Origin of the sequence: Nocardiopsis sp. SBT366 (genome assembly GCF_001083815.1) — a bacterium.
In the GTDB taxonomy this organism is placed as follows: domain Bacteria; phylum Actinomycetota; class Actinomycetes; order Streptosporangiales; family Streptosporangiaceae; genus Nocardiopsis; species Nocardiopsis prasina.
The window spans coordinates 26799-44646 of sequence record NZ_LAVM01000029.1; the positions used below are offsets into that span (position 1 = coordinate 26799).

The window sequence follows — 17848 nt, forward strand, 5'->3', positions numbered from 1 at the left end:
GGCCCTTGACCGGCGTATCGGCGCTGGTGAACACTCGGGGCCCTGGAGCGCGTCCCCCGACCCCCGCTCCGGAAGGGATCCGTCATGCCCGACGCCCGCGCGAACCCTGAGAACCAGCCCCCGCCACGCCCGTCGTCCGCCAGTGGCCGCGTCGACCGCCGCACGGCGCTGCTCGGGACCGGCGCCGCCGCCCTCCTCGCCACGGGGGCGGTCCCGGTGACCACGGCCCACGCCTCGACCACCGCCGCCGACGTCCTGCCCCCGTTCACGTTCCTGCGCGAGGCGCTGGACACCTCGTCGCTGGCCTACAACCCGACCGGTGAGCTGATCTTCCCCTGCGTCCGGGGGACCGGCGGACGTCTGCCCGACGCCCCCGGCCGCTTCCTGCTCTACTACGCCCCGCACGAGAACCCCGGCGGCCTCTGCCTCGCCTACGGCGACGACCTGGAGGGCCCCTTCACCGAACACCCGGGCAACCCGATCGTCTCCAACGTGTGGGAGCCGCACTACAGGGTCAGCCACGTGTCCTCACCCCACGCGCTGTGGAACGCCGAACACCGGGAGATGTGGCTGTACTTCCACGGGGAGAACCACACCACCCGCCTGGCCCGTTCGAGCGACGGCGTGAACTTCTCCTACGAGGGCGAGGTCCTGACCACGAGCATGGTCCCGGGCACCACCGAGGCCTCCTACGCGCGCGTCTTCGACCACCCCCTGCCCGACCGGGGCGCGCGCTACGTCATGGTGTTCATGCGCAACAGCACCGGGGACAACCGGTCCATCGGCTGGGGGTGGTCGGCGGACGGCATCACGTTCGACTTCGACCCCGAACCGCTGGTCAGCCACGCCGACGTCGGGCTTGCCAACCTGTCCGGCCCGCACCTGGTCATCAGGGGCGGCAGCACCTACGTCGTCTACCACACCGACCGGGGCGACATCCGGATGACGGAGGTGGGCCGGGACTTCGGGACGCGCCGCCACATGGGCGTGGTGCACACCCCGCTGTCCGGTCCGCCGGACTCGGGGCGCTCGGCCGCGCCCTCCTACGCGATCGACGGCGGCAGGGAGTACATGTTCTACGAGGCGGGGCACCGCCTCGGGGCGACCATCGCCATCGCGCGCTCGGGGTGAGGATCCCGACGTGACGGGGGACCGGCCCCGCGCCACGGGGCCGGTCCCCGGCTCGCGTTCCCCAGCTCCCGGTCCCCGGCTCAGACCGGGGCGCCGCTGCGCTCCCCGCTGATGTTGCGCACCCGGTGGAAGACCGGACGCGTGGGGGAGAGCGCCGAGCACGTGCTGGGGCACTCCGTGCCCTCCTCGGTCTCCACCTCGACCGAGTACAGGCCGCCGTCGTGGCCCAGGGTGATCCGGGCGCCCGTCTCGGTCGCCTCCTCGGTGAGGTGGGTGAGCGCGTCGACGCCCACGGGGAATCCGAGACGCGCGCGCAGCGCGGCCTCGGCGGCCTGAGCGGGGGAGGAGTCGGTGCAGCGGCCCCGGTAGTTCTCGGGCAGGACCAGCCCGCGCTCGAAGGCGGCGACCGTGTCCTGGGCCCCCTCCGGGGTCAGCCGACCGAAGTAGACACCCTGGGGCAGGGCCACGAGGTTGGCGGCGAAGCGGTCACCGCCCACGTGGGTGGTCTCCCAGACCTCGGCCTCCCCACCGGCCAGGGCGGCGGCGACCGGGCGGCCCAGCATCGCGCAGCAGGGATCCTTCTTGGCGTGGGTGCAGACCAGGTAGAGGGAGTGGTCCACGGGGCGGCCGAACGTGGGCGGTTCGGGGCGTTCGGCCGCGGTGACGTCGATGGCCAGGAGCTCCGCGAGGTCGTGGAAGTCCACCCTGCGCACCCAGGGGTGGGTGCGGCTGGTGTGGACGAGGTAGGCGCGCAGCGGGCGGCCGGTACGGGCGCGGTCCCGGACGCCGGGGCGTTTGATGAGCTGGGGGCGGACGTCGCGCCCGGCGATGCGTCGCGAGAGCTCCGAGACGACTTCCCTGTCCAGGCCCTCACTGGCCAAGGCCGGGTGGCGCCAGGGTCCGTCGTGCTCGATCAACAGCCATCCGCCGGTACGGCCGGCGGTGCCCGCGATCTGCTCGTCGGTGTAGCGGGCCAGGGCCGAACAGCCTCGTCGGCCGTCCGGGGCGGTGGGTAGCCGCACGGGTCCACGTCCAATCGGATGGTGCTCACTGCTGCGCGCACACAGGGTCCGCGTCAGGGGAGCGCCCCGCCGTGTGGCTGTTTGGTTAGGCTACCCTATCCTGCCCTGCGCCCGTGGTCGGGGTGGGTGTCGTCGCCAGCACCTTCGCCCACTTCGCCCTCCGCACCCTCGCGTCCGCCCGTATCCCTCGCCCCGTCTCCCGCTCCGCATGAGGAGAGGCGCGCGGGAATCGGAGGTTCCGGGCTCCGAAGGGGCCCTGGTCCGGTGTGTCCGTCCGATCCCGTGCTGTTCCCGTGTCCCCCTGCGTGGCGGGCGCATTGACCCCGTGACGCGGAACACCTATGTTCACGTTCAGAACACATGTTCGGTATGCGAGCGAACTCGGAAGGTCGTGCCCTTCGCAGTTGGAGCCGCGATGCGCCCCGGCCCGGTCGTGGACCCCATCCACCCCGGCGTCGAACAGGGCGACCCCGACGAGGTCCGCCCCATCCGAGCCGAGCACTCCGAGCTCTCCCCCGACCTCACCGCCGCCCGAACCCGAAATCCGTAGGGAGTACCACCGTGAGCCTGCTCGTCGCCGAGGACCACACGTCCGCCGTCTTCACCGGGGCGTGGACCCCGGCCAGGGGCGGGGACGCCGAGGTCGTCTCACCCTCCACCGGCACCGTGCTGGGCCGCACCGGCCTCGCCGACGTGGATGACGTCCGGGAAGCCGCCGCGCGCGCCGCCCGAGCCCAGGCCGACTGGGCCACCACCTCCTACGAGCGTCGCGCCGCCGCCCTGCGCCGCGCGGGTGACCTGCTGGAGGCCCACAAGGAGGAGATCACCGGCTGGCTGCGCCGCGAGGGCGGGGCCGCCGCCGGGATGGCCGGGTTCCAGGTGCACGTCGCCTCGGGTGAGTGCTTCGAGGCGGCCGCACTGGCCTCCCAACCGCACGGCGAGATCCTGCGCACCGCCAAGCCCCGCCTCAGCTTCTCCCGCCAGGTCCCCGCGGGCGTGGTCGGAGTCATCGCCCCCTTCAACGTCCCGCTCATCCTGGGTGTCCGATCGGTCGCCCCGGCACTGGCCCTGGGCAACGCCGTCATCCTCAAACCCGACCCGCGCACCGCGATCTGCGGCGGCGCCGTCCTGGCCGAGGTCTTCCGCCGCGCGGGCGTCCCCGAGGGCGTGTTCCAGGTCCTGCCGGGCGGGGCCAGCGCCGGAGAGGCCCTGGTCGCCGACCCCCACGTGCGCGTCATCTCCTTCACCGGCTCCACTCCGGCCGGACGCAGAGTGGGCGAGGCGGCGGCCCGCCACCTCAAGCGCGTCCACCTGGAACTGGGCGGCAACTCCCCGCTGGTCGTCCTCGACGACGCCGACGTGGAGCAGGCCGCGTCCATCGGCGCGTGGGGGTCCTTCCTGCACCAGGGGCAGATCTGCATGACCACCGGCCGCCACCTGGTGCACGAGTCGATCGCCGACGCCTACGTGGAGCGTCTCGCGGCCAGGGCCGACGCCCTGGTCGTGGGCAGTACCGAGGTGGACGGCGCGGCGTTGGGACCCGTGATCGACTCCGCCCAGCGCGACAGGATCCACCACCTGGTCACCGGCAGCGTCGAGGCCGGGGCCCGACTGCGTGCGGGCGGCACCTACCAGGACCTGTACTACCGGCCCACCGTCCTGGACCGGGTGGGTCCGGACACCCCCGCCTACGCGGAGGAGGTGTTCGGCCCGGTCGCCCCGGTGGTGCGCTTCTCCACGGTGGACGAACTGGTGGGACTGGCCACCGCCACCGAGTACGGCCTGTCCCTGGGGGTGGTCACCACCAACCCGATGCGCGGCATGGAGATCGCCGACCGCATCCCCAGCGGAATCGTGCATATCAACGACCAGACCGTCGACGACGAGGCGGTGGCGCCCTTCGGCGGGGTCGGGTTCTCCGGCACGGGAGCGCGCTTCGGCGGTACCAGAGCCAATCTGGAGGCCTTCACCGAGACCCAGTGGATCACCATGCGGGCCGACCCCGCCCGCCACCCGTTCTAGGCCGAGATCCCGCCGTCGCTGTGCAGGAGCTGGCCGTTGACCCAGCCGCCCTGCGGTGAACACAGGAAGTCGACCAGGTGCGCGGTGTCGCGCGGGGTGCCAAGGCGCCCCAACGGGGTGTGGGCGGCGCACTCCTCGCGCACCCGGTCGGGCATCCACCCGGTGTCCACCGGTCCCGGATTGACCACGTTGGCCGTCACCCCGAGCGAGGCGAGTTCGCGCGCCGAGGCCAGCACGATCCGGTCCAAAGCGCCCTTGCTCGCCCCGTAGGGGAGGTTGTGCACCACGTGGTCGCTGGTCAGGGCGATGATCCGGCCACTGCCGTGCTCGTCGCGAAACCGCCGCCCGAACTCGCGCACCAGCAGCCAGGAGGCGCGGGCGTTCACCGCGAAGTGGCGGTCGAAGCTCTCCACGGTGGTGTCGAGCAACCCCGAGTCCACCGATTCGCAGTGGCACATCACCAGTGCGCGTACCGGTCCCAGTCGTCGTTCGACCTCGTCGAGGACGTGCGCGGGCGTCTCGGGGTCGGAGAGGTCGGCCTCGACCGCGACCGTGGCCGCCCCGAGCGCGGAGAGGTCGGCGTCGACCGTGTCGGTGGCGCCGCTCTCCACACCCCAGGGCATGCGGTCGTCGTAGGGGGTCCACTGGGTGCGGGCCACGTCCCAGCCGGAGGCGGCCAGACGCCGGGCGATGGCCGCGCCGATGCCCACGGTGCGGCCCACCCCGGTGACCAGGGCGACGGGACGGGCGGCGGGCGGGGCGGTGGCCTCGGCGGGGCTGCGGTGCACGTTCATGCTGCCCCATCCTGGGCCCGGAACGACGCCCCCACAAAGGGTTTTCGCCGTGCCTTCAGGGGTGGCGGCGCCGTCATCCCGTGAGATCGGGGATGACCCTCGGGCCCACCCGCCGCACGTAGTCGCGGAACGACGCCACCGCAGGGGGTTCGTACCCTCCGCCGGATCCCTCCTCGGGCCAGACCACCCCCACCGGCCGTTCGGCCTGCCCGTCCCGGATCGCCAGCTCCACGGTCCCGCCCAACGCCCCCTTCGGCCGCGCGGGCAGCACGGACACTCCCAGTCCCGCGGCCACCAGCCCCCTGGCCGTCGCGATGTCGTCGGCCTCGAAGGCCACCCTGGGCGTGAACCCCGCCCGGTCACCGAGCCGGTCCGTCAGGTGCCGCACACCGCGCCCCGGCTTGAGCAGGATGAACTCGTCGCGCACGTCGGCCAGGGACACGTCCCCGGCACCCGCCAACACATGGTGCTCGGGCACCACCAACCGCAGGTACTGCGTGTGCAGCACTGCCGAGGCCAGCCCCGGACCCGACGGCAACGGTGAGGTCAGCGCCAGGTCCGCGCCGCCGGAGGCCACCCGGCGCAACGACTCCGCCCACGCCTCCTGGGTCAGGGTGAACCGCACGCCCGGATGCTCGGCGCGATACCCCCGCAACAGCACGGGCACCACCTCCACCCCCAACGTGGGCAGGAAGGTCAGCGCCACCCGCCCCTCCTCGGCGCCCGTGAGTTCGGCCACTCCCTGCCGTAGATCGTCCAGTGCTCGCTCCACGTGCGGCAACAGCAACCGACCGGCGCGCGTCAACCGGACGCCCCGCCCCGTGCGCTCCACCAGAGCGATCCCCAACTCCTCCTGCAAGCGGGCCAAAGCCCTGCTCAGCGTGGGCTGGGGCATGTTCAGCGCCTCGGCCGCGTGGGTGATGTGCTCGGTCCGGGCGATCGCCGCGACCATCCGCAAACGGGGCGCCAGGGTTCGGGTCAGCGCGTCCACATCCGGGTCATTCATACACATCAGTATGCAACAACGTGAAAGCATGCATTGGACGTATGAAAGCGGCCTTCCTAGCGTTGAAGCATGACCGTGACCAGTTCCCCCACGAACCTCGACCCGCGCCCCCGCGCGGGCACGGCCGCCTACCGGCGCACGGTCATCGCCCTCGTGGCGGCCGCCGTGGCGACCTTCGCCCAACTGTGGTCGGTCCAACCGATCCTGCCCGCCATCGCCGACGGCTTCGGCACCTCCGCCGGGCAGACCGCCCTCGCCGTCTCGCTGTCCACCGGAGGCCTGGCCGGGTTCACCCTGATCTGGAGCGGCGTCGCCGACCGCGTCGGCCGCGCCCGCGTCATCGTGCTCTCCCTGCTGCTGGCCACCATCCTGGGCGCCGTCGTGCCCTTCTCCACCGACATCTGGATGCTGCTGCTCCTGCGCACCCTCCAGGGCGCCGCCCTCGGCGGGGTCTCCGCGGCAGCCGTGGCCTACCTCGCCGAAGAGATCCACCCGCGCGACGCACCGAGGGCCACCGGCCTGTACATCGCAGGGAATCCGCTCGGCGGTATGGGCGGCCGCCTGCTCGCCGGGTTCGCCGCCGAACACGGCGGCTGGCAGTGGGGGATCGCCGCGAACACCCTCCTCGGCCTGGCAGCCCTCCTGGTGTTCGTCCTGGTCCTGCCGCGCGGACAGTCCGGTCCGCGCGCCCGTCCCACAGGCACCGGCGACCGCTTGGGGGGACGCCTCAAGGCGGCCCTGACCACGCGGGGACTGATCCCCATGTACGCCCAGGCGCTCCTGCTCATGGGCGCGTTCATGGCCGTGTACAACGTCCTCGGCTTCCGCCTCACGGACCAGCCCTTCGGCCTGTCCCAGGCGGTCGCGTCCCTGCTCTTCCTGTCCTACACGGCCGGGATGCTCGGCTCGGGCATGGCGGGCTCGGCCACCCAGCGCTGGGGCAGGTACGGGGTCCTGACCACGGCCACCCTGATGCTCCTGCTCGGCCTGGGCGGGCTCTTCACCACCTCGGTGCTCCTGCTGCTGGTGGCCCTGCTCGTGCTGACCTTCGCGTTCTTCTGCGCCCACGCGACGGCCTCCGCCTGGGTGGGCTCGCACGCGGTCGCGGGGCGTGCTCAGGCGGCGGCCGTCTACACCCTCGCCTACTACCTGGGCGCCAGCCTTTTCGGCTGGCTCGGCGGAGTGGTCTACGACGCGGTCGGTTGGAACGGCACCGTGACGCTGGCCCTGACCCTCACCGCCCTCGCGGGGCTGATCGGCCTGCGCCTGCGCCGCCTGTCCACCCCCGACCCCGTCTGAGTGCCCCGCACGGCCCGGACGTCCGAACGCGTCCGGTGGGCGAAGAGCGCCATGCCCGACACCGGTACCAGGACGAACGACTCACGGAGGCGTTCGCCGATCTCCCCACCGGCCAGTCCGCGTGTTCGAGCCGTGCCCCGCAACCAGCCACCCGGACGGCCGACAGGCGCGCGCCGACACGGGCTCCCTCAGCTCAGCGGGCGCACCGTGAGGCACTGCTCGGCGGTCCCGACCTCGCCGAGCCGGTCGTGCAGCACCGTGCTGGTCAGCCCCAGACCCTCGGGCCCGAACACCACCCGGGTGTCCAGCCCCACCCAGGGGCCCTCCGGTCGGCGGTGCAGGTGCACGGTCAGGTCCACGTTCGGGAACATCCACTCCGTCGGCGCCTGTCGCACGGCGACGCCGTTGGCGGTGTCCACCAAGGCGACGTAGGAGGCCACCGGACCGGTCTGTTCGCCTTGGACCAGCTCCACGCCGGTCGTGAGCCAGGCCGTGCCGCGGCCTCGTCCGGGTTCGCCGACGGGTCGCACGTCCAGCGAGGCGATGTAGCCGCCCGGCCAGAGCGAGCTCATCTGGCGCTGCTTGAGTCCCTCCGGGGCCGGCAGCGGACCGGCGGCGCCGCCCGCGACCTCGCTGGTGTCTCCCGGGGCCAGGAGCCAGGCCCGGGCCCGCACCACCATGCGGTCCTCGGCGAAGACGCGGGCCTCCACCAGTTCGATGGTGCGCCCGGGGCGGAGGGTCTCCACCTCAACGCGGCACTCGACCATCGGGAGTCGGCCCAGGATGTCGAAGGAGATCCGCGAGAGCAGCAGCCCCCTCCCGGCGGAGTGGGACTCGATCACGTGGGCGATCAGCCCGCCCAGGGGGCTGAAGTGCTGTTCGGCCGTGTTCCAGGCGCCACTGACGTGTTCGGTGGGCAGGTATCGGTCGGTGCCGGCCCGGACGAAGTACGCGTTCTGGCCCAAGGTGCCCTCCTGTCCGACGGTTTCGTGCCTCCAGCATCATCCACCACCGTTCGAACCGTCCCGCCGCCGGAGGCCGCCGATTGGGGCCAGTGGTGCCCCTGGGAAAAGTGGTGCTTGTAACCTTTTTGGTAGGAAAAGTGGTTTTCGTGGTACGTTCCTGCTGGTCATGAGTTCCAGCGACAAGCCCCGGCTGGCTGGACGGCAACCCTCCGCTGCGGTGGGGTGCCCCGGGTGAGGACACGGTCCTCGGAGCATCGGCGCTCCGACGGCAAGCGCAGGAGTCCCTCCTCCACTCGCCCCGCCGTGTACCTCGATCCCGAAACGGTGAAAGGAAGAACGATGCGAGTACCCCGAGGACTGGGACTCCCTCTCCACGCCGCGGGCGGCGCCCTGCTGCTCGTCGGTGCCACCGCCTGCGGCGGGATCGACACCTCCGCCCAGGACGGCTCCGGAGGCGGCGAGATCACCGTCACCGCGTTCGCCGGTCCCTGGGGCGAACTCTTCACCTCCTCCTTCGTCGAGCCCTTCGAGGAGGAGACCGGGATCAAGGTCAACGTGGTCACCGGCGCCGACGGCGAGTGGGTCACCCAGATGCGTGCCGCCGGGGGCGAGAATCCCCCCTTCGACCTGGTCGCGCTCACCTCGGAGACCTTCCACCAGGCCGTCACCAACGACCTCGTCCAGCCCCTGGACCCCGACGCCCTGGCGCACTGGTCCGAACTCGACCCGGTGCTGGTGGAGCAGTCCACCGTGGACGGTACCTCCTACGGGGCTCCCCTCACCACCGGCTCGGCCGGGCTGGTCTACCGCACCGACCTCGTCGAGGAACCCCCGCAGGACTGGGAGGACATCTTCGACGAGCAGTACTGCGGCCACGTGGCCCTGCCCCCGCTGACCTACAACATCGGCCTCCAGTTCTTCTCCGGCCTGGTGGCCTCCGAAGGCGGGGACCTGTCCGACCCCGCGGCCGTGGATCGCGCCTTCGAGCGCCTGGAGGAGCTCCAGGACTGCGTGTCCGCCTACCCCTCCGACGCCGGCAACGTCGGCACCGTGCTCCAGAACGGCGACGCCTGGATCGTCCCGTTCTGGGACGGGCGCGCGACCGCCATGGAGCAGGAGGGGCAGCCGATCGGCTTCACCTACCCCGAGTCCGGTGCTGTGGGCGCCCTGACCTCCTACTACGTGGCCGAGGGCACCCAGAACCGCGAGAACGTCTACGCGTTCCTCGACTACCTGACCTCCGCCGAACACCAGAAGCCGTTCGCCGAGGGCACCTTCTACGGCGGCGGCAACACCGGCATCGACCACTCCGCCGAGTTCGACGAGCGCATCAGCTACGGCACCGACGTCTACGAGGGCTTCACCTGGGTGGACTACGGCGCCGCCACACCCAACCTCAACGACTGGCAGCAGCGATGGAACGAGATCTTCCAGTGACCGACCCCCACGCCGAACACATCGTCGTCGAGTCGCTCACCACGGCCTACGGCGGGACACGGATCCTGGACATCGACCGGTTGGCGTTCCACCGGGGCCGGTTCCTGTCCATCCTCGGGCCCAGCGGCTGCGGCAAGACCACCCTGCTGCACGCCCTCGCCGGGTTCGTCGAGCCCGACGGCGGCTCCATCACGATCGACGGCCGCGACGTCACCGCGGTGCCTCCGCACCGCCGCGGCCTGGGCATGGTCTTCCAGAACTACGCCCTCTTCCCGCACATGTCGGTGGCCGACAACGTCGCCTACGGTCTCCGGGCGCGCCGTACGCCGCGTCCGGAGCGGGACCGGCGCGTGGCGGAGGCACTGGACCTGGTGGGCCTGGCCGCGTTCGCGCGGCGCCGCCCCCGGCAGCTGTCCGGCGGTCAACAGCAGCGGGTGGCCGTGGCCCGGGCACTGGCCACCCGGCCCGACGTCCTGCTTCTGGACGAGCCGCTGTCCAACCTCGACGCGCAGCTGCGCCGCGAGATGCGCGTCGACCTGCGGGCCCTCCAACAGCGGCTCGGCATCACCATGGTGTTCGTGACCCACGACCAGGAGGAGGCCATGTCGCTGTCGGACCACATCGTGGTCCTCAACGGCGGGCGCGTCGAGCAGGAGGGCACACCACAGGAGGTCTACGCGGCCCCGGTGAGCCGCTTCGTGGCCGAGTTCGTGGGCGCCGCGAACGTCATCGAGGGCGCCGCCGGGGACGAGGGCGTCCGCGTCGACGGGGCACTGGTCCGCACCGGCCTGGCGGAGCCGCCCACCGGCGAGGTGTCCCTGGCCCTTCGGCCGGAGCGCGTCCGTGTCTCCGGGGGAGAGGGACCCCTGGGGGCCGCCGGACACGGCGGCGCCTACGGCGAGGTGGTCCACCGGGCCTTCCTCGGCGACGGCTGGGAGACGCGGGTGCGGGTGGGGGAGTCCCTGTCCCTGGGAGCCCGTACCGACACCGAGCCCCCCGCCGTGGGGGCGCGCGTGACCGCGCACTGGGACGCCGAGAGCGTGATCCGGCTCCGCGACACGGGCGGCGCCTGATGAGGGCGACCCGGGAACGCCTGTCCGGTGTGGGGTTCGTACTGCCCGTGGCGGTGTTCCTGCTCCTGGTGTTCCTGGTGCCCCTGGTACGGGTGCTGTCGTTGAGCCTGCATCCGGTCGACGGGAGCGGCAACCCGCTCCCCGAGTTCTCACTCGTCCAGTACGAGCGGGTGTTCACCGAGACCTTCTTCTCCCAGGCGCTCGTGCGCAGCCTCCAGACCTCGTTCCTGGTCACCACGCTGTGCCTGGTGCTCGGCTACCCGGTCGCCTACGCCCTGTCCCGGACCCGCACGGGGTTGACGCGCACCCTGATGTTCGTCATCGTCCTCTCTCCGCTGCTCACCAGCGTCGTGGTGCGCAGCTACGGCTGGGTGGTGCTGCTCTCGGCCAACGGCGCGGTCAACCGCCTCCTCGTGGGAACGGGGATCACCGACCAGCCGCTGCCCCTGCTCACCAGCTACACGGCGGTCGTCGTCTCGGTGACCCACGTGCTGCTGCCCTTCGCGATCATTCCGCTCACCACCGCCCTGGGCAGTATCGACCCCCACCTGCGGCGTGCCTCGCAGAGCCTGGGAGCGGGCGCCGCCCGAACCTTCGCGCGGGTCACTCTGCCGCTGAGCCTGCCCGGCGTGGCCGCCGCGTGCATGGTGGTCTTCCCGCTGGCCATGGGCATCTACATCACCCCGCTCCTGGTGGGCGGCGCCAACCAGCCGCTGGCCGGACTGCGTGTCTACAGCCAGATCACCAGCGTCTACGACTACCCCGTCGCGGCCGCGCTCAGCCTGACCCTGTTGGCGCTGACCCTGGTGTGCGTCGCCGCCATGGGCGCCGGATTCCGCTTCTGGGAGAGGAGGCACGATGGCTGAGTCCACCGCCGCGCCCCGCGCGCGCCGACGCGGCTCCCCGGCCCGGATCGCGGGGCGGGCCGCGCTCGGCCTGCCCGTCGGACTGATCCTGTTCTTCCTGGCGGCCCCGCTGGTCGTGCTGGCCGTCAGCTCGCTCAACCCGACCGCCTCACTCCAGTTCCCGCCGCAGGGCGTGTCCCTGCGCTGGTACGCCTCCGTGCTGTCCTCACCGGACTGGGCGGTCTCGTTCCGCCTCAGCGGACTGCTGGTGCTCATGGTCGTGGCGACCACCACGGTGCTGGGCACGCTGGCCGCCTACGGACTCGCCCGCGGGACCTTCCCCGGGCGGCGGCTCGTGGAGGCCACCGCGCTCGCCCCCCTCATGGTCCCGGAGATCATCATCGCCCTGGGGCTCCTCTACTACTTCCAGGGGCTGGGACTGCTCAACAGCGTTCCGGGGCTGTGGCTGGCGCACTCCCTGGTCGCGCTCCCCTTCACCGTCCGCACCATCATGATCAGTGCCGCACGCCTGGACCCCGCCCTGGAACGCGCCGCCGCCACCCTGGGGGCCGGACCCGTCCGTGTCTTCCTCACCGTGACGCTGCCGCTCCTGCGCCCCGGAATCCTCGCCGGCGCGGTGTTCGCCGCGGTCACCTCGCTCGGGGAGGTCGCGGTGTCGGTCCTGATCTCGGGAGCCAACACCACCACCGTCCCGGTGCGCGTCTTCTCGGCGGTGAAGTTCGAACTCGACCCCTCGGTCGCCGCGGTCTCCACGCTGCTCATGCTCGCGAGCGTCGCGGTGATGGTGGTCGTCGACCGGATGACCCGACTCACGGAGGCAGTGTGAACGACGACGCGGCGACCGGAACCCGAACCGGCGCGGGGACCGACCCACCCCGGGGACCCCGGGTCGGCATCGACGTGGGCGGCACCTTCACCGACGTCGTGCTGACCCTCCCTGGCGGCGGCACCGCCCACCACAAGGAGCCGAGCACGCCCTCCGACCCCGCCCTGGCGGTGGCGCGCGGACTGAGCGCGGCCACCGCGGCCGCCGGGCTGTCCCCCTCCGACGTCGTGGACATCGCGCACGGGACCACCATCGGCCTCAACGCCATCATCCAGCGGCGCGGGGCCCGCATCGCGCTGATCGTCTCCCGGGGCCACCGCGACATCCTGGAGATCGGTCGCAGCCGGATGCCGTCCTCCTTCGACCTGCACGCCGCCAAGGAGGAACCACTCGTCCCGCGTGAACGCGTCATCGAGGTGGACGCCCGCCTGGACGCGAACGGGCGCGTCCTGCGCGACCCGGGCGACGCCGACCTCGCCCGCGCCGCCGAGGAACTCTCCGCCACCGGAGCCGACGCCGCCGCGGTGGTGGTGCTCCACGGACACACCGCGCCCGACTACGAGGCCGACCTCACCGCGCGCCTGGCCGCCCTGGCCCCCGACGTGCCGCTGGTGTCCTCCGCCGCGGTCTGGCCCGAGGTCCGCGAGTACGAACGCACACTCGTGGCCTGCATGAACGCCTACATCCAGCCCCTGATGAGCGGTTACTTCGACCGGCTCGAGGAACTCCTGGCCGACCTGGACGTGCGCGCCCCGATCTTCATCACCGCCTCCAACGGCGGCTCGCTCAGCCTGGCCTCGGCCAGGGCGCGGCCCATCGAGACGGTGCTGTCCGGCCCCGCGGCGGGGGTGACCGCGGCGGCCCGCCTGGCCCAGGCGGCCGGGACCACCGACGTCGTGACGTTCGACATGGGCGGAACCAGCAGCGACATCGCGGTCACCGTCGGGGGCGCGCCCGAGTTCGCCGTCAACACCACCATCGGGGGCATGCCGCTCATCCTGCCGGTGGTGGCGGTCGGCGCGATCGGCGCGGGCGGCGGCTCCGTGGTGCGGGTCGACGACTTCGGCCTGCTCAAGACCGGACCGGACAGCGCCGGAGCCGACCCCGGCCCCATCGCCTACGGTCGCGGTGGCCTGCGCCCCACCATCACGGACTGCTACCTGGTCACCGGAGTCATCGATCCCGAGGAGTTCCTGGGCGGGCGCATGGCGCTGGACCGGGACTCCGCCGAGGCCGCCCTGGCCGAACTCGCCCGCGCTCTCGACGGCGTCGAGGGGAACCGGACGGCCCGCGCCATCGCGGACGGCGCCCTGCGCATCGCCACCGCCGGGATGGCCGTGGAACTGCACAAGACCCTGGCCCGCCGGGGACTGGACCCCGCGGACTTCACGCTCGTGCCCTACGGCGGCGCCGGACCCACGCACGCGGCCCTCCTCGCGGAGGAGGTCGGCATCACCGACATCCTCGTGCCCGCCTCGGCCGCCACCCTGTGCGCCCTCGGCGCGGTCGGCGCGGACCTGCGCCGCGACTTCGCCCGGAGTCTGCGCCGACCCCTCGACCCCGAGTCCGCCGTCGCGGTCCGCTCCGTCCTCGACGACCTCGCCGAGCGGGCCCGATCCTGGCTCGCCGACCAGGGCGGCCACGAGGCCGGACCGGTCCGGCTGGAGGCCTCCGCCGACCTCAGCTACCTGGGGCAGGCCCACGAGCTGCGCGTCGCCCTGGGCGAGGGGGACGACCTCTCCGACCTGGACGCCGCCGTCCTGGCCGAGGCCCTGCACACCGAGCACGAGCGCCTCTACGGGTTCCGCGACACCGGCGCCGCGATCCGCGTGGGCACCGTCCGCCTCGCGGTCGTCGCCCCCCGCCCCGACCCGGGAGGCGACCGGGCCGTGGCCGCGACCGGTGCGGTCGAACCACGCGGCCACCGCACCGTCACCGTGCACGGCCGCGACGTGCGGGCCGCCGTCCACGACCGCGCCGCCCTCGGCTCCGGCCACAGCCTCGCCGGACCGGCCGTCATCGTCCAGGACGACAGCACCGTCCTCGTCCCACCCGGATGGTCGGCCCAGGTCGAACCGTCCGGTCACCTGCGCCTGAGGAGCCGATCATGAAACTCCCGCCGATCACCCTGGAGATCATCGGCAACAAGCTCACGGCCCTCGCCGAGGAGATGTGCCTGACGCTCCAGCGCACCAGCCGTTCCCTGTACGTCAAGGAGACCGCCGACTTCTGCTGCGCACTCGCGGGCCCCGACGGCCGCTTCTCCGCCTACCCGCGCGGCATCGGCGTCTCGGGCTTCGTCGGCCTCGACCTGACCGCCGCCATCGAGGCGGTCGGGCCGCTGGAGGACGGCGACGTCATCGTCACCAACGACCCCTACCGGTCCGGCGGCCTGGCCACGCACCTCACCGACATCCAGCTCATCCGCCCCTACTTCCACGACGGCGCGGTCATCGGCTACGGATGGGCGTTCATCCACTGCTCCGACATCGGCGGCCGTGTGCCCAGCAGTCTGTCGCCCACCAACCAGGAGATCTACCAGGAGGGACTCCAGATCCCCCCGGTCAAACTGGTCCGTGCGGGAGAGCCCGCCCGTGACGTGGCCGCGCTCCTGGCCGCCAACAGCCGGTCCCCGGAGGCCAACGAGGGCGACCTCCAGGCCATGCTGGCCGCGCTGCGCACCGGCGGCGAACGCCTGGCGGCGGTCGTGGACACACACGGGTCCGCCGACGTCCTGGCCGCCCACGGCGACCTCGTCGAGTACACCGCCCGGCGGGCGCGCGCGGCCCTGTCCCGTCTGCGCGAGGGCACCTACCGCTTCACCGACTACCTCGACGACGACGCGCTCACCCCGGTCCCCGTGCGAGTGAGCGTCGCGGTGACCGTCTCCGCCGACAGCCTGCACCTGGACTTCACCGGCTCCGACCCCCAGGTCGAGGCGGCCTTCAACATCGCCAGCCACGGCACCGCGCACGCGTGGATCACCACCCGGGTCCTGGCACTGATCTGCACCCTGGACCCGCGGGCCCCGCTCAACGCCGGGCTCATCGCCCCGGTCGGGGTCACCGCCCCCGAGGGCTCGGTCGTCAACGCGCTCCACCCGGCCGCCGTCGGCATCCGCCACGCCACCGCCTCCCGGGTCAACGACGCGCTCGGCGGGGCGCTGGCCCTGGCCGCGCCCGACGTCATGCCCGCGGCCAGCAGCGGCCTGGTCGTCCCGGTCGTGGTCGCCGAGCGGCACGCGGGGGGCCAGAACGTCCAGGTCCTCGAACCCATGGTGGGCGGCACCGGCGCTCGGGAGGGCGCCGACGGCGTGGACGGGCGCGACAGCGGTATCTCCAACCTGTCCAACAACCCCGTGGAGACCGTCGAGACCGAGATCGGCGTGGAGATCCTCCGCTACGGTCTGCGCCCCGACTCCGGCGGCGCGGGACGCTGGCGCGGCGGCAGCGGGCTGGAGCTTTCCTTCCGCGTCACCCGGGACGACTCGCGGCTGCTGGCCCGCGGACTGGAACGGCTCCGCTTCCGCCCCTGGGGACGCGAGGGCGGCGGCGCCGGAGCACCCGCCGAACTGGTCGTCGCCTCCGCCGAGGGCGTCGAGCGACGGGTGGGCAAGATCGACGTCCTGGCCCTGCGCCGGGGCGACACCGTGACGCTGCGCACCTCGGGTGCCGGAGGCTACGGCGACCCCTTCGAGCGACCCGAGTCCGAGGTCCTGCGCGACGTCGTGAGCGGTGTTGTCAGCCCCGGCGCCGCGGCCCGCGACTACGGGGTCGCGGTGACCGGCCAGGGCACCAGGGCCGCCGTGGACCCCGAGGGCACCGTCGAGTTGAGGGCCGCGGGAACCCCCGCGAACGGAGCCCACGTCCTTGGTCCCGAACGGGACCGGTGGGACGCCCTCTATGACGAGACCACCGCAGACCGGCTGATCGCGGCCCTGTTCCGCCTGCCCGCACCCGCCCGGCACGGGCGCCGCGTGCGCGTGCTCGGCGAGGCCCTGGACCTGCTGCCGGACGGCTTCCCCTCGGTCCCGGCCACGGACCGTGAGCTGACGGGCGCCCGCGCCGCTCTGCTGGACGCGGTGGCGGCCGTGGAGGACGACGCGGCCCGTGGCGAGGGAGAGCTGCCGTGACCGCAGTGGAGGGGGCGCGCGCCCGCGCCGTGCTCTCCCGCTACGGCTCGGGTGCACCCGGAACCGACCCCGCGGCGCTGGCCGACCTGTACAGGGACCTGCACGCCCACCCCGAACCGGGTTTCGGCGAGGAGCGGACCGCCGCCGTGGGCGCCGCCGCCCTGGCGGACGCGGGTTACCAGGTCACCACCGGCGTGGGCGGAACCGGCGTGGTGGGCGTGCTCCGCTCGGGCCCCGGTCCCACGGTGCTGATTCGCGCCGACATGGACGCCCTGCCGGTCCGCGAGCTGACGGGGCTGCCCTACGCCTCGCGTGTGGGCGCCCCCGGCGACCCCCGCACCCCCCTCATGCACGCCTGCGGGCACGACATGCACGTCACCTGCCTGGTCGGCGCGGCCTCCGTCCTGGCCGCCGCGCGGGGGAACTGGAGCGGGACGGTCATGGCCGTCCTCCAGCCCTCGGAGGAGAACGGGGCCGGGGCGCGGGCGATGCTCGACGACGACCTCTACCGCCGTTTCGGCACCCCGTCCGCGGTGTTCGCCCAGCACGTGTTCCCCCTCCCGGCAGGGGTTCTCGCCCTGCGCCCCGGCCTGGTGCTGGGCGCCACCGAGAACCTGGAAGTGACGCTGACCGGCCGCGGCGGGCACGGCTCGCAGCCGCACCGCACCGTCGACCCCGTCGTGATGGCGGCCGCCTCGGTCATGCGCCTCCAAGGGGTGGTGGCGCGGGAACTGGACCCGGAGGAACAGGCGGTGCTGACCGTGGCGCGCCTGCGGGCCGGGCACGCCGAGAACGTCATCCCCGACGAGGCGGTGCTCACCCTCAACGCGCGCGCCTTCGACCGCGACGTGCTCGACCGGGTGCTGACGGCCGCGCGCCGCGTCCTGGACGGCGAGGCGGCGGTCTCCGGAGCACCGGTGCCTCCGACCTACCAACGCCTGGGCGCCTTTCCTGTCACCGTCAACGACCCCGCCTCCACCGCGGCACTCGAGGACGTCTTCGGCGAGGTGCTGGGCACGGACCGGGTGGTGCCCCTGGACCGCATGATCGGCAGCGAGGACGTGGGCCACTTCGGGGCCGACGCGGGGGCGCCGTCGGTCTTCTGGGGTCTGGGGGCCCTCGCCCCGGGCACCGCGCCCGCACCCGAGAGCGCCGGGGCGGGCAACCACTCGCCCTACTTCGCCCCGGCGGTGGAGCCGACCCTGTCCACGGGGGTGCGGGCGATGACGCTCGCGGCGCTCAGCGGCCTGGGTCCGCCCCCGGGAGCGTGAGGTC

15 protein-coding genes and 1 riboswitch are annotated in these 17848 nt (G+C 73.0%); of the genes, 11 read left to right on the forward strand and 4 right to left on the reverse strand.

Translation table 11 applies throughout. The annotated features are described in order from the left end of the window. Positions 1 to 84: 84 nt before the first annotated feature. On the forward strand, positions 85 to 1131 hold the full coding sequence (locus tag ADX84_RS11145) for a hypothetical protein (RefSeq protein WP_082206394.1): 1047 nt from the start codon (positions 85 to 87) through the stop codon (positions 1129 to 1131). 80 nt (positions 1132 to 1211) lie between these two features. On the opposite strand, the gene ADX84_RS11150 is transcribed toward ADX84_RS11145, so the two are convergent. Continuing rightward, positions 1212 to 2153, reverse strand: a complete 942-nt coding sequence (locus tag ADX84_RS11150; protein ID WP_049571742.1) for a sucrase ferredoxin — start codon at positions 2151 to 2153, stop codon at positions 1212 to 1214. Positions 2154 to 2544: 391 nt separating this feature from the next. Between ADX84_RS11150 and ADX84_RS26000 the strand changes: the two genes are divergently transcribed. Further along, positions 2545 to 2703: a hypothetical protein gene (locus ADX84_RS26000; RefSeq protein ID WP_156208062.1), complete on the forward strand. Its 159-nt coding sequence runs from the start codon at positions 2545 to 2547 to the stop codon at positions 2701 to 2703. 11 nt (positions 2704 to 2714) lie between these two features. Next, the gene (locus ADX84_RS11155) at positions 2715 to 4175 is read left to right on the forward strand and encodes an aldehyde dehydrogenase family protein (RefSeq protein ID WP_049571745.1); all 1461 of its coding nucleotides are present in this window, start codon (positions 2715 to 2717) and stop codon (positions 4173 to 4175) included. On the opposite strand, the gene ADX84_RS11160 is transcribed toward ADX84_RS11155, so the two are convergent. Together ADX84_RS11160 and ADX84_RS11165 are read right to left on the reverse strand one after the other, a co-directional pair. Next, positions 4172 to 4969, reverse strand: a complete 798-nt coding sequence (locus ADX84_RS11160) for an SDR family oxidoreductase (RefSeq protein ID WP_049571748.1) — start codon at positions 4967 to 4969, stop codon at positions 4172 to 4174. The genes ADX84_RS11155 and ADX84_RS11160 overlap by 4 nt on opposite strands. A 73-nt stretch (positions 4970 to 5042) precedes the next feature. Beyond that, entirely contained in the window at positions 5043 to 5975 is a 933-nt protein-coding gene (locus tag ADX84_RS11165; RefSeq protein WP_049571751.1) for a LysR family transcriptional regulator, read from the reverse strand. A gap of 69 nt (positions 5976 to 6044) precedes the next feature. Here ADX84_RS11165 and ADX84_RS11170 point away from each other — a divergent pair, with 69 nt between their 5' ends. Next, the gene (locus tag ADX84_RS11170; RefSeq protein ID WP_049571753.1) at positions 6045 to 7274 is read left to right on the forward strand and encodes an MFS transporter; all 1230 of its coding nucleotides are present in this window, start codon (positions 6045 to 6047) and stop codon (positions 7272 to 7274) included. A 188-nt stretch (positions 7275 to 7462) separates the two neighbouring features. On the opposite strand, the gene ADX84_RS11175 is transcribed toward ADX84_RS11170, so the two are convergent. After that, entirely contained in the window at positions 7463 to 8239 is a 777-nt protein-coding gene (locus tag ADX84_RS11175; RefSeq protein WP_049571756.1) for a thioesterase family protein, read from the reverse strand. Positions 8240 to 8401: 162 nt separating this feature from the next. Further along, positions 8402 to 8520: riboswitch (SAM riboswitch) on the forward strand. 58 nt (positions 8521 to 8578) lie between these two features. Here ADX84_RS11175 and ADX84_RS11180 point away from each other — a divergent pair. Genes ADX84_RS11180 through ADX84_RS11210 form a run of 7 tightly spaced genes read left to right on the forward strand, consistent with a single transcriptional unit; the run spans position 8579 to position 17844 of the window. Beyond that, on the forward strand, positions 8579 to 9676 hold the full coding sequence (locus ADX84_RS11180; protein WP_049571759.1) for a PotD/PotF family extracellular solute-binding protein: 1098 nt from the start codon (positions 8579 to 8581) through the stop codon (positions 9674 to 9676). After that, positions 9673 to 10749, forward strand: coding sequence for an ABC transporter ATP-binding protein (locus ADX84_RS11185; RefSeq protein ID WP_053107284.1), 1077 nt, complete (start codon positions 9673 to 9675; stop codon positions 10747 to 10749). Before ADX84_RS11180 ends, ADX84_RS11185 begins: the two co-directional genes overlap by 4 nt. Beyond that, positions 10749 to 11615, forward strand: a complete 867-nt coding sequence (locus ADX84_RS11190; RefSeq protein WP_049571766.1) for an ABC transporter permease — start codon at positions 10749 to 10751, stop codon at positions 11613 to 11615. The genes ADX84_RS11185 and ADX84_RS11190 overlap by 1 nt, the downstream gene beginning before the upstream one ends. Then, entirely contained in the window at positions 11608 to 12441 is an 834-nt protein-coding gene (locus ADX84_RS11195; protein WP_049571770.1) for an ABC transporter permease, read from the forward strand. The genes ADX84_RS11190 and ADX84_RS11195 overlap by 8 nt, the downstream gene beginning before the upstream one ends. Next, positions 12438 to 14552 carry a hydantoinase/oxoprolinase family protein gene (locus ADX84_RS26595; protein ID WP_049571773.1) on the forward strand — a complete coding sequence of 705 codons (2115 nt, stop codon included), beginning with the start codon at positions 12438 to 12440 and terminating at the stop codon, positions 14550 to 14552. The genes ADX84_RS11195 and ADX84_RS26595 overlap by 4 nt, the downstream gene beginning before the upstream one ends. Further along, the gene (locus tag ADX84_RS11205; RefSeq protein WP_049571777.1) at positions 14549 to 16573 is read left to right on the forward strand and encodes a hydantoinase B/oxoprolinase family protein; all 2025 of its coding nucleotides are present in this window, start codon (positions 14549 to 14551) and stop codon (positions 16571 to 16573) included. Before ADX84_RS26595 ends, ADX84_RS11205 begins: the two co-directional genes overlap by 4 nt. Next, a complete protein-coding gene (locus ADX84_RS11210) occupies positions 16570 to 17844 on the forward strand; it encodes an amidohydrolase (protein WP_199776555.1) in 1275 nt (424 codons plus the stop codon). The genes ADX84_RS11205 and ADX84_RS11210 overlap by 4 nt, the downstream gene beginning before the upstream one ends. Positions 17845 to 17848 lie beyond the last annotated feature (4 nt).